The following is a 12057-nucleotide window of genomic DNA, read 5'->3' as shown; positions in this document are numbered from 1 at the left end:
ACATGGCAAACGACATTCTCATTGTTGATGATGAAGAAGACATCCGCGATCTCGTCGCCGGATTGCTGGAAGATGAGGGCTATCATGCCCGAGAGGCCGCCAATGCCGATGACGCGCTCGACGCCATTCGCACGCGCAAACCCTCGCTAGTCATCCTCGATGTCTGGCTGCAAGGCAGCCGGCTCGACGGGATCGAACTGCTCGCGGAAATGAAAAAGGTCGATTCGGAATTGCCGGTCATTGTCATTTCCGGTCACGGCACGATCGAAACCGCCGTAGCCGCCATCCGGAAAGGCGCTTACGATTTCATCGAGAAACCGTTCAAGAGCGACAAGCTGATCCTGACGATCGAACGCGCCATGGAAGCCAGCCAACTGCGCCGCGAAAATGCCGAGCTGCGGGCCAAGGGCGCCGGCGAAACCGAGCTCATCGGGAAATCAAGCGTGATCACCCAGTTGCGACAGATGATCGATCGCGTGGCGCCCACCAACAGCCGCGTCCTGATTACCGGCCCCGCCGGGAGCGGCAAGGAAGTCGTTGCCCGTTTGATTCACGCCAGCTCGCCGCGCGCCAAGGCGCCCTTTGTCGCCGTGAACGCGGCGGGAATGGCTCCAGATCGTGTTGAGCAGGAATTGTTCGGAGCCGAGAGCGACCAGGGCCTTGTGAGCCAGATTGGCCTGCTCGAACGCGCGCATGGCGGTACGCTTTTCTTCGATGAAATCGGCGACATGCCCATCGCCACACAGAACAAACTGTTGCGCATGCTTGTCGATTCCAGCTTTCGCCGGCTCGGCGGCAGCGCCGATGTGCGCATTAATGTCCGCGTGATCTCGTCTTCATCGCGCAATCTGCGCGATCACATTTCAAACGGTCTCTTCCGCGAAGATCTGTATCATCGATTGGCTGTGGTGCCCGTGGAAGTCCCCGGGCTGGCCGAACGTCGCGAAGACATTCCGCTGCTAGTGCGGCATTTCCTATCGAAGATCACGGCCTATTCAGGTCTTGCCAAGCGCGAAATCGGCGAAGATGCGATGGCAGCCTTGCAGGCCCATAACTGGCCCGGAAATGTTCGGCAGCTCCGGAACAATGTCGAACGGTTGCTGATTTTGTCTTCCGGCAATGAAGACGGCGTCATCACGCTCGATTCGTTACCGTCAGAGGTGGCGGGACGCGAAACCGACGAAGCCGGATTTGACGCGGAACGCATGATCGCGCTTCCCCTGCGTGATGCACGCGAGAAGTTCGAGCGTGAGTATTTGAAATCACAGATAAATCGCTTCGGCGGCAATATTTCGCGCACCGCTGCTTTTATCGGCATGGAACGCTCTGCCTTGCATCGCAAGCTCAAGTCTTTAGGGGTAAGCACCTCTGAAGCCCGCTCTGAAGGCGAGCTCGCCGAGGAATAAGGATGACGCCATGAAGGCTGTCGTTTGTGGGGCAGGGCGCGTTGGATACGGGATCGCCAAGGCGCTATCCCGCGAAGGCAATGCGGTGACAGTGGTCGACTGGTCGCCGGAGCTGATTTCCCAGGTCACGACCGATCTCGATGTCCGCGGCATTGTCGGCCATGGGTCGCATCCTGACGCGCTGGAACGCGCGGGTGTCGGTGATGCAGAACTGCTGGTGGCCGTCACGCATTCCGACGAAACCAACATGATTGCTGCCCAGGTAGCACACTCGCTGTTCAAGACTCCGATGCGGATCGCACGCGTTCGCGCCCAATCCTATCTCGACCCGGCCTGGCGCGGCCTGTTTTCGACCGGAAACCTACCGGTCGATGTGGTGATCTCGCCAGAACTGGAAGTCGGTCGCTCTATTCTGCAGCGGGTTGAAACGCCTGGCGCGTTTTCTACTGCCCTGTTCGCAGGTGGACGCGTTCAACTGCTCGGAATTCGCATGGACGAGGACAGCCCCGTCGCGGGATCCTCGATCGACCAGATCAGGGACATCTTCCCGGACCTCCGCTTGTCGCTGTGCGGCGTTAATCGCGAGGGCAAGCTGTTCGTACCGACCGCAGCAGACCCGCTGTTGGCCGATGACGAGATCTACATCTCGATCGAACCGGCAATGCTGGAACGGGCGCTGCAGATTTTCGGTCAGGAAACCGAACGCGTTAGACGGGTTGTCATCGTCGGCGCGGGCAATATCGGGGTCTACGTTGCGCGCGCTCTGGAGCGGCTTGGCCGGGTCAAGGTTCGACTGATCGAAGCCGACAAGCAGCGCGCCGAAAGCGCAGCCGATCAGCTCAAACGCACAGTAGTCCTGCATGGCGACGGTCTGACGCCAGAATTGCTTAGCGAAGCCGGTGCCGACCGGGCCGAGTTGATCATCTGCGTCACCAATGATGACAAGGTCAATTTGCTAAGTGCGGTCATGGCGAAACGGGTAGGGGCGGGCCGTGCCATCTGTCTGGTCAACGAACAGGCATTCGCACCGCTTCGCGATGCGTTAGATGTCGACGTTTTCATCGATCCGCGAACAACCACGGTCTCGACGATTCTGCAGCATATCCGGCGCGGCCGGATCACCGGCCTTCAATCAATCGCCGGCGGCCTCGCCGAGGCATTGGAAGGGGTGGTGCTCGCCACTTCGCCGCTGCTTGGCAAGTCCATCGACGAACTCGAACTGCCGGACAATGTCACCGTCGGTGCGCTCGTACAGGAAGGCAAGATCTGCATGCCTGGCGACGGCACGATCGTGAAGGAAGGCGACCGGATGCTGCTCTTCGCGGAAGCTTCGGCCGTTTCCAAGGTCGAACGCCTGTTCCGCGTCAGCCTGGATTATTTCTAGCCGCCCATGTCCATGCTCGGTGTCCTCCGGCCCTTGGGCCAGACCTGGACAGCCCTGGCGCTGGTCATCTTTCTCGTCGCGCTCTTCGCGCTTCCGGCCGGCGACTTTCTGGCGGTGCAGTCGTTTCTGATTACGGCCGCCATGCTCGGTTTTGCAGGCGGGTTGATCTGGTCGGCCTCCACCGGCGTCAAGCTGATCGCGCGCGCGGCCGAAGCATCGGCGTTCGTGATGGCGCTGTGGATCATCACGCCGCTCTTCTTTGTTGTCCCTTTCCTGCTGCTGACGCCGGGAATGGGATATCTTCAAGCGCTGTTCGAAGCCTATTCCGCGCTGACCACGACAGGTGCCATTCTGGCGGCGCCGGAGAATGTGCCCGACACCCTCATCTTCTGGCGTTGCCTGCTCAGCTTTCTGGGCGGTTTTCTGACCCTGCTGACGGCGGCCGGCGTACTCGCCGCCTTCGACAAAGCCGGGCTGGAACTCCGCAAGTCATTCCTGCTGACCGCGGATCACGACAACATCTTTTCTAACCTGCACGTCGCTGCCCGGCGTATCGCTGTGATCTACGCGGGCCTCGCCGCTCTGGGCTATCTGGTTCTTGCGGGTTTTGGCGTGCCGGCCTTCGAGGCGCTCTGCCTGTCCCTGTCGGCATTATCCACCGGAGGTTACACGGTTTCCTCCGGCCCGCTCGAAGGGCAGGTGTCGGGAGCAGCAATCGCAACTTTGACCCTTATCTGTCTCCTGGGCGCATCGAACATTGCCTATCTCCGGGCGGTCGTGACCCAGCGCAGGATACCGAGAGACACCGATGTCGCGGCAATGCTCCTTCTGGTCGTCGGCCTGTCGGTCCTGTTCGCGATCGGAACCAGCGGCGGGTCAGGCCCCCTCGCCATCATTGCCGATGCGGTCTTTGTTGTGTCGACAAGCGGATTCACCGTCGACAATGCGGCAGGGCATGCCCCCCTTGCAGCCGTGCTTGCCGCAATGATCGGCGGCGCTGCCACGTCCACCGCTGGCGGGCTCAAGATTTCCCGGCTCGTCATCCTGTCGCGTGGCTCCCTGGTGGAATTGGCGCGCATGGCGCATCCTTCCGGCGTTGTCAGCGTGAAGCACCGGGGGCGCACCACAGACAATCCCGCCATGCTCGCATTATGGGTCACCGTGCTCGGCTATATCGGCCTGGTGGCGGTAGCGGTCGTGTTATTTGCACTCGCCGGCGAACCGTTCGAATCCGCCTGGAGCATCGCCTCGACGGCGCTTGCCAACGCCGGTCCGTTGCATGACCAATTGTCACCGGATCATGGATGGCCCGACCTGTCTTCCGCGTCCAAGATCATGGCGATTGTCCTGATGGTGCTCGGCCGCCTCGAGGTTCTGGCCGGGCTGGCGGCGATCGCCGCCTTATTTCGGAGATTCTGATTCATGCCACGCATCGCCTACGTTAACGGCCAATACGTTCCTCATGCACAAGCAGCGGTGCACGTTGAGGATCGCGGCTACCAGTTTGCGGATGCGGTCTATGAAGTCTGGGGCGTTATCGATGGGGCGCTGACCGATTTCGACGGACACCTGACACGGCTCGCACGATCATTGAGAGAACTCGAAATCCGCCAACCGGTTTCCGATTCGGCGTTGACCGCGGTCCTGCATCGCCTTGTCTCGGTGAATCGCATTCATCACGGTCTTGTCTATCTGCAGATTTCACGCGGCGTTGCGCGCCGGGACCATGTCTATCCGGATCCGGCAGTGCCAGCGAGCATTGTCATCACGGTGCGATCACCGCCGGCCGCGGCAGCAGAAGCCCGCGCGCGTCACGGCATCTCGATCATCACGCGGCCTGACGAACGTTGGGCGCGGCGGGACATCAAGACAGTATCGTTGTTGCCGAACGTCATCGCCAAACAAGCCGCTCACAGGAAAGGCGCGGCCGAATGCTGGATGATTGACCCCAATGGCATGATCACCGAAGGCGCGGCTGCCAATGCATGGATAATCAATGCCGATGGCGTGCTGGTGACGCGCCCAGCCAACAACGACATCTTGAACGGCATTACCCGCCGGATAATTCTCGCACTCGCGGATCGGGAGGGATTGAAGACCGAGGAAAGGCCGTTTTCGCGTGACGAAGCCCTGCAAGCGCGGGAGGCCTTTATCACTTCTGCGACATCCTATCTGACGCCCGTCGTCCAGATCGACGGGCAAGCGGTCGGCAACGGCCATCCGGGCAGTTTGTCCTTGCGGCTCCGCCACAGTTATGTTGCAACTGCGAAAGAGCGGTCGCGCCGTTCTTCGGCGCGGCGGCCGGTTTGGCTGGTTGCACGCCAGTCAAAACGCCTTCAGAATTAGTGCTGTTCGGGTCCAAAAAAGAACAACAACAGGAGCAGACCATGTCGGGCGAACGCAAGAGCAATAATCTTCAGGACGTGTTTCTAAACTCCGTCCGCAAGACCAAAACACCGTTGACGATTTTCCTCGTGAACGGCGTAAAACTCCAGGGCGTGGTTACCTGGTTTGACAATTTCTGCCTTCTGTTGCGCCGCGATGGTCAGTCGCAACTGGTCTACAAGCACGCCATTTCAACGATCATGCCCTCGGCGCCTGTCTCCCTCTTCGAGGAAGAACAGGACAGCGGAGATGACGCGGATTGATCGAGACAGGTACGCCGGCCGACAAGGCCATCGTCATCCGCGCCCGATTGGGGAGCGGGGAACCCGAGGAAGATGCGCGCCTGGACGAGGCAACAGGATTGGCTGAGGCTCTCGGGCTCGACGTTGTCGAGTCGACCTTCGCACCTGTACGGAAGATCGATCCCGGCCGCTTCTTTGGGCGCGGCAAGCTGGAAGAGATGGGCGCGCATATTGCTTCGCTCGATGTCAATGTGGCGGTGATTGACGCCGCCTTGTCGCCCGTCCAGCAACGCAATCTCGAAAAGGCCTGGAAAGTCAAGGTGATCGACCGGACGGGGCTTATCCTTGAAATCTTCGGGCTACGCGCACGAACCAAGGAGGGACGCCTGCAGGTCGAGCTCGCACGACTGGCCTATGAACGCTCTCGTCTGGTCCGGACCTGGACTCACTTGGAGCGGCAGCGCGGCGGTGTCGGCTTCCTGGGCGGGCCGGGGGAGACCCAGATCGAGGCCGACCGCCGCATGTTGGCGGACCGGATGGCGAAACTCCGCCGGGAGCTCGAAGACGTGCGACGCACGCGCGCACTGCACAGGAAAACGCGGCAGACGGCACCGTTCCCTCTGGTGGCGATCGTCGGATATACAAATGCCGGGAAGTCGACCCTCTTCAACCGCATCACCGGCGCCGGCGTGTTCGCCAAGGACATGCCTTTCGCGACGCTCGATACGACCATTCGCGGATTCCGCACGCCGGCAGGCACGCAGATGCTGTTGTCCGATACGGTCGGCTTTATCACCGATCTTCCCACCGAGCTGGTCGCGGCTTTTCGAGCCACGCTGGAAGAAGTGCGGGAGGCCGACATCATCGTGCACGTGCTGGACGTTTCGGCTGTCGATTTCGATGTTCGGCGGCGCGAGGTCGAAGCCATTCTCGATGCCATCGACGCCGGCGCAGAGCACGGTCAGCCGGTCATCGAGGTATTCAACAAGATTGATCTCTGGAATGACGAATTCGATCCTGACCAGGTCGCCGATCTGCCGCACAAGAGCGATGATGCGATCGCAGCGGTCAGCGTCTCGGCCCAGACAGGCGAGGGGATAGACCGTCTGCTGGAATTGATCGATCGGGCCATAGACTCCAAGTCGGTCATCCTGACGGTAAAGGCCGGCGCATCCGAGCACCGCGCCATCGCCTGGCTGCACGAGCATGGCGCCGTGATCTCCGAGGATGTCGACGAAAAGGGCGTCACGACCGCCCGCACACGCCTCTCACCGGAAGCAGCGGGGCGTTTTTCCTCGCAATTCCCGGGTCTGGTGCCGGACCTCGAGGATGCGAGCTGAATTATTCGCGGGCCTTGGCCTCGATCCAGAGCGATTCCATCTCTTCCAGGCTGGCTTTCCGAATATCGCGTTTCTGGGCTTTCAGCGTCTCTTCGATATAGCGGAAGCGTCGTTCGAATTTCGCACTCGCTCGCCGCAAGGCCGCTTCACTATCTACTTTGGTTTTTCGCGCCAAATTCGTACAAACAAACAATAAATCGCCGATTTCATCTTCGATTTTATCCGCATCTTCCGATTCAAGCGCTTCGCGCACCTCGGCGACCTCTTCGTCGAGTTTTTCCAGAACACGCCCCACATCAGGCCAGTCAAACCCGACCGTTCCGGCGCGTTTTTGAAGCTTCTGGGCGCGTTTCAGGCCGGGCAAGGCGAGGGGAACATCATCCAGCAAGCCATCTGAACCCGTTTTTTCCTTGCGTTCGGCGGCTTTCAGCTCTTCCCAGCTCCGGGTTTGTGCTTCGCTGTCGGCATATTGGGTATCGCCGAACACGTGCGGATGGCGCCGGACCATCTTGTCGGAAATGGATGTCGCGACGTCATCAAGATCAAACAGGCCGGCTTCCTCGGCCATCCGGGCGTGGAATACCACCTGGAGCAGAAGATCTCCGAGTTCGGACTTCAGATCGGCCATGTCGCCACGGCGTATCGCGTCATCGACCTCGTAGGCTTCCTCGATCGTGTATGGCGCAACAGTCTCGAAGCGTTGTTCGATATCCCAGGGACATCCGGTTTCCGGGTCGCGTAGCTTTTCCATGATGGTGCGCAGGCGTTGCAGGGGAGATTGCTGTGTCATCGCACTGCCATCATTTGGTTCAGTTTCATAAAGTACGCATAATGTATATTATGAGACATATCATATATCATTGTTGTTGTACGATGTTTCCAAGCGCGTACAGGATCTGATTGTCGAAAGCAGGCGAAACATGATCCGGCGTCCTGTCAGCCAACGCAGCATAATCGAGATCGACATGAAGGTTGGTCAGGATTCCCTTCCCCGCATTGGCCCGCTTGAGCCAGACCAAGGCGTCACTGACACTCGCATGAGTCGGATGGGGCGTTTCCCGCAACGCGTCGAGTATCCAGCACGGGACATCGTCGAACAGCTTGAAACTGGCGTCTGAAATGCCGCTGACGTCCGGTGAATAGGCAAACGGGCCGAATCGGAATCCGGCCGACTGGATCCGTCCATGGTCGAGACGTGCCATCGATACCGGCATATCGCCACCGGCGCCCGGAACCTCGAAAACACGTTGCTCGGCATTGATTTCCTTAAGGTCCAGAATGGCCGGATACGGCGACCCCGGCCGGGAATGGAAGATATAGCTGAACCGTGCAGTCAGGCTCGCCGCCGTCTCCGGCATCATCCAGACCGGTAGCCGTTTGCGCGCGCGCAGTACATAGGGCCGCAAATCGTCGATCCCGTGCGTCTGATCTGCGTGATCGTGTGTGAACAGCACGCCATCGAGCCGTTTCACGCCGGCTGACAGCATCTGTTCGCGGAAATCCGGTGATGTATCAACAACCACGATGGTACGCTCGCCGGCATTGAACCGGTCTTCATTGTCCGCATATTCCACCAGCAGGCTGCAGCGCCGTCGACGGTTGCGCGGATCGTTCGGGTCACACGCCCCCCAGTCTCCATCCGGCCGCGGTACGCCGCCCGACGAGCCGCAACCGAGTATTGTCAACTGCCAGACGTCCGCTTCGCTCATCCTGGACGCTCCGCTTTCGAGAACAGGCGAAAGAAGGCATCGGTGGTCTTGGCCGCGCCCTCGTCCCAACTCCATCCAAGCGTATCGCAAACCCCTGCAAGGACATCGGGCAAGAATGCCGGCTCATTGCGTTTCCCGCGATGCGGAACCGGCGCAAGATAAGGGCAATCCGTCTCGATAATGATGCGATCGTCGGGTACGTCATCGCGGAATACGCGGCGCACATCTTCGGCTTTCTTGAAGGTGATGATGCCCGACGCGGCGAAATAGGCGCCGAGCGCCGTCGCCCGACGCGCCAGGTCGCCACCGCCCGTATAGCAATGAAGAAGCACCCGGAAACGCCCCTTCCCCATTTCGGTTTCGAGTAAGTCGGCCATCTCGCTATCGGCTTCGCGCATGTGCAATATCAGCGGCAGATCGGTCCGTCTCGCAGCTTCGATATGGGCGGCCAGGCTTTGATACTGGTCTTCGCGCGGCGAATATCCGTAGTGAAAGTCCAGGCCGGTCTCGCCGATGCCAATCACCTTGGGATGCTGCGCGATCTCGACGATTTCGTCCGCACTGATGCCCGGCCTGTCCTTGGCGTGGTGCGGATGGGCGCCAATCGTGCACCAGACATTTTCGTATCGCTCGGCGATGTCCAAAACGTCTGCGAAATCCGAAAGCCGGCAGCATATCGCGATCATGCCGCCCACGCCTGCACTGGCGGCGCGTTGCATCACGGCATCGAGCTCGTCGGCATATGTCTCGCCATGAAGGTTTGTGTGACTATCGATCAGCATGGACTAGCGGTTGGCCTCGCGTGCCGCGTGTTCGATCTGTGCCAGGGCCGCCAACGCGGCCTGTTTCGGGTCGAGATAGATGGCGTCGGCCTCTCGGGCCAGTCCTTTCAGTTGCCGCCAGGCATCCAGCCAGGGATCCGGCGACCGGCCTTCGGCGGCCGCGACGCGGGCTCGGTTGGCCGTTTGCCGGGTCAGGGTCGCATAGAAATGCGGCCGCAGGCTTTCGCCAGCCTTGGACGAAACCTTCGCCGAAAGTCGCCGCGAAAGCTTCGCATCCCATTGTGGCAGTCGGCCGAACAGGCCGGCAATGTCCTGCTCTATTCCAATCGCACCGGCACGCGCCAGAGCTAGCGCCCGTCCCGGTGCGCCTTCCGCCATCTCGAGTGCCGGCTCGGCATCGCTCGCGGCAATCCCGTGCTGCTCAACCAGCCAATCAAGGCACTCGGCGCGGGCCGGTGGACGCAGGTCAAGCCGCCGGCATCGTGACCGGATCGTTGGCAGGAGACGGCCTGGAGAATGGGTCAGGAGAAACAGCAAACCCTTTTCAGGTGGCTCCTCAAGAGTTTTCAATAACGCATTGGATGCATTGTTATTTAACTCATCCATCGAATCGATAATCGCGATCCGCCAACCTGCTTCGCCAGCACTCCGCGAAAAGAAGTCAGGCACCCGGCGAATCTCGTCGATCGTAATCTCGCCCTTCCATCGCTTTCGCTTGTCATCCCATGGACGGCGAATGGTCAGAAGATTTGGATGCGCCTGGGCACGGATCTTTTGCCGCGCAGCGTCATCGCCGGCATCTCCAGCCAGCATTTGCCCTGCTAGGAGATAAGCCAGGCTCGCCTTGCCGACCCCTTTCGGCCCGGTGATCATCCAGGCGTGGTGCAAGCGGCCGTCCCGGTAGAGCGTCTCAAACTCATTAACCGCATCTGCATGTCCGACCAGCGCGTCTATTTCGCGTGGCGGCGCACAGCCCGCTTCGCAATCGGGTTCGAGCTCGCCGTCAGCCATCGCCCAGCCTTTCGAGAATCGCAGACAAGGCCTGTTGCGCAATAACGTCCGGCGGCTGTCCACCATCGAGCACGACAAAACGACCGGGTTCGGACTCGGCCAACGCATGATAAGCAGCCCGAAGCCGGGCGTGAAATGCCAGCGCCTTCGATTCAAACCGCGCTTCGATACCGTCGCGTCCCTTGGTCCGCGACAGACCGGTTTCCGGCGGAATGTCGATCAGCAGCGTCAGGGCAGGCTGAAAGTTTCCCAGCGCGATCTCGTGCAATGCTTTCAGCCGCTCGCGCGGGACACCGCCGGCCGCGCCCTGGTATGCCAATGTCGAATCCGCAAAACGATCCGAGATGACGATTCGGCCGGCAGCGACTTCCGGTCGGATCACCTTCTCGACATGATCGACCCGCGCCGCATAGAACAGCAGCGCTTCGGTCATTGCTGACCAGCGATCGGCGTCGCCGCGCACTAGCAATTCGCGTATCTGTTCAGCCCCCGGCGTCCCACCGGGTTCACGCGTCAGGACCACTGCCCGCCCCTCGCTCTCAAGCTTCCCTTTCAGGGTCCGGGCCAAGGTCGACTTACCGGCCCCTTCCCCGCCCTCCAGCGTGACAAAAAGGCCGTGTCCCATCAATTGAGTCCGAACAAATTGCCCAGGCCGGCAATGGCCCGGCCGAGCAGGCCCTTGCGCGCAACCGATTCGGCCGCCACAAGGTCATAACGCCGTGGCTCTGTACCCGGAGCGGAAACCTCCAGAGCGGCAATAATATCGCCATCCGAAACCGGCGCGGCCACCGGACCATCATAAACAATCTCGGCACGAATATCGTCGCGCGCGCGAACATGCACGCCCAGCCGGACATCTTCGGCCAGCCGCAGCGCCACTGTTTCCTGTTGTCCGAGAAATACTTCCGCTGACCCGATCTCGTCGCCAGCATGGGCCAGCTCCACGATTTCGAAATCCGTCAGCGCTGCGCGCATCAGGCGCTCGCCTTCATTGGCGCGCGAGCGTTCACTGTCCATACCGTTGTAGACAACGATGCGGCGCACGCCATCGCGCTCGCCGGAAGCGACAAGCCCATAGCCGCTCTCCTCGGTATGACCGGTCTTCAGACCGTCGACCGAATCCATCGTCGCGAGCAGCGGATTGCGATTGAACTGCCGGATGCCGTTATAGGTGAAGTCGCGCTCGGCGAAGATTTCGTAGAGGTCGGGGAAATCGCGGATCAGGATGGCCGCCAGGCGTGCTAGGTCGATTGCCGAAATCCTCTGGTCGGGATGTGGCCAGCCGGTCGAATTGGCAAAGCTCGCACTGTCGAGCCCGAGCTCGCGGGCACGGGCGGTCATGTCGGCTGCAAACGCTGATTCAGAACCGGACAGGGCCTCCGCGATCACGATGCATGCATCATTTCCGGATTGCACGATGATGCCGCGCAGAAGGTCATCGACCCTTGCCCGCGAATTGACCTCGAGGAACATGGTGGAGGAGCCGGAAGCCGATCCACCCGTGCGCCAAGCGTACTCGGATACCGGCAATTCGTCATCGAGAGACAATGCGCCGCGTTCGATGGCTTCGAACGCCATCAACAGCGTCATCAGCTTCGACATTGACGCTGGCGGCATCCGCTCATCGCCATTGTGATTGAAAAGAACTTCTCCCGTCTCGAAGTCGAGAATGACGGCGTGGCTCGCCGACGTCCGGAATTCCTGCGCAGCAGTGGCGCCGGGCAAAAGAACAAGCAGGCAGGTAAGGGCAATCATGCGCACGCGCATCTCTCCATCGCGGAATCAGACAGCCATCTGG

Annotated in this window: 12 protein-coding genes; 6 read left to right on the top strand and 6 right to left on the bottom strand. The window is 60.5% G+C overall.

Annotated features, from left to right (window positions below; translation table 11 throughout):
• Positions 1-2 precede the first annotated feature (2 nt).
• The 6 genes from ACOOFN_RS00180 to hflX are packed head-to-tail and all read left to right on the top strand — an operon-like array spanning position 3 to position 6757.
• A complete protein-coding gene (locus ACOOFN_RS00180) occupies positions 3-1406 on the top strand; it encodes a sigma-54-dependent transcriptional regulator (protein WP_420432468.1) in 1404 nt (467 codons plus the stop codon).
• Between the two features lie 10 nt (positions 1407-1416).
• On the top strand, positions 1417-2790 hold the full coding sequence (gene trkA / locus ACOOFN_RS00175; protein WP_420432466.1) for a Trk system potassium transporter TrkA: 1374 nt from the start codon (positions 1417-1419) through the stop codon (positions 2788-2790).
• A 6-nt stretch (positions 2791-2796) separates the two neighbouring features.
• The gene (locus ACOOFN_RS00170) at positions 2797-4209 is read left to right on the top strand and encodes a potassium transporter TrkG (RefSeq protein WP_420432464.1); all 1413 of its coding nucleotides are present in this window, start codon (positions 2797-2799) and stop codon (positions 4207-4209) included.
• A gap of 3 nt (positions 4210-4212) precedes the next feature.
• Positions 4213-5136 carry a D-amino-acid transaminase gene (locus ACOOFN_RS00165; RefSeq protein WP_420432462.1) on the top strand — a complete coding sequence of 308 codons (924 nt, stop codon included), beginning with the start codon at positions 4213-4215 and terminating at the stop codon, positions 5134-5136.
• A gap of 41 nt (positions 5137-5177) precedes the next feature.
• On the top strand, positions 5178-5438 hold the full coding sequence (gene hfq, locus ACOOFN_RS00160; protein ID WP_420432460.1) for an RNA chaperone Hfq: 261 nt from the start codon (positions 5178-5180) through the stop codon (positions 5436-5438).
• Positions 5435-6757 carry a GTPase HflX gene (gene hflX / locus ACOOFN_RS00155; protein WP_420432458.1) on the top strand — a complete coding sequence of 441 codons (1323 nt, stop codon included), beginning with the start codon at positions 5435-5437 and terminating at the stop codon, positions 6755-6757. The genes hfq and hflX overlap by 4 nt, the downstream gene beginning before the upstream one ends.
• Position 6758: 1 nt before the next feature.
• Here hflX and mazG read toward each other — a convergent pair whose 3' ends face one another.
• The 6 genes from mazG to ACOOFN_RS00125 all read right to left on the bottom strand — a co-directional run bounded on the left by mazG (position 6759) and on the right by ACOOFN_RS00125 (position 12014).
• Positions 6759-7508, bottom strand: a complete 750-nt coding sequence (gene mazG / locus ACOOFN_RS00150; protein ID WP_420435081.1) for a nucleoside triphosphate pyrophosphohydrolase — start codon at positions 7506-7508, stop codon at positions 6759-6761.
• A 106-nt stretch (positions 7509-7614) separates the two neighbouring features.
• Positions 7615-8466, bottom strand: a complete 852-nt coding sequence (locus ACOOFN_RS00145; RefSeq protein ID WP_420432456.1) for an MBL fold metallo-hydrolase — start codon at positions 8464-8466, stop codon at positions 7615-7617.
• Positions 8463-9248, bottom strand: a complete 786-nt coding sequence (locus ACOOFN_RS00140; RefSeq protein WP_420432454.1) for a TatD family hydrolase — start codon at positions 9246-9248, stop codon at positions 8463-8465. Before ACOOFN_RS00140 ends, ACOOFN_RS00145 begins: the two co-directional genes overlap by 4 nt.
• A 3-nt stretch (positions 9249-9251) precedes the next feature.
• Positions 9252-10259 carry a DNA polymerase III subunit delta' gene (locus ACOOFN_RS00135; protein ID WP_420432452.1) on the bottom strand — a complete coding sequence of 336 codons (1008 nt, stop codon included), beginning with the start codon at positions 10257-10259 and terminating at the stop codon, positions 9252-9254.
• Positions 10252-10884, bottom strand: coding sequence for a dTMP kinase (gene tmk / locus ACOOFN_RS00130; protein ID WP_420432450.1), 633 nt, complete (start codon positions 10882-10884; stop codon positions 10252-10254). The genes ACOOFN_RS00135 and tmk overlap by 8 nt, the downstream gene beginning before the upstream one ends.
• Positions 10884-12014, bottom strand: coding sequence for a D-alanyl-D-alanine carboxypeptidase family protein (locus ACOOFN_RS00125; protein WP_420432448.1), 1131 nt, complete (start codon positions 12012-12014; stop codon positions 10884-10886). The genes tmk and ACOOFN_RS00125 overlap by 1 nt, the downstream gene beginning before the upstream one ends.
• Positions 12015-12057 lie beyond the last annotated feature (43 nt).

It is taken from the genome of Hyphobacterium sp. (genome assembly GCF_965217055.1).
In the GTDB taxonomy this organism is placed as follows: Bacteria; Pseudomonadota; Alphaproteobacteria; order Caulobacterales; family Maricaulaceae; genus Hyphobacterium.
This window is presented reverse-complemented; position numbering and strand designations above follow the sequence as displayed.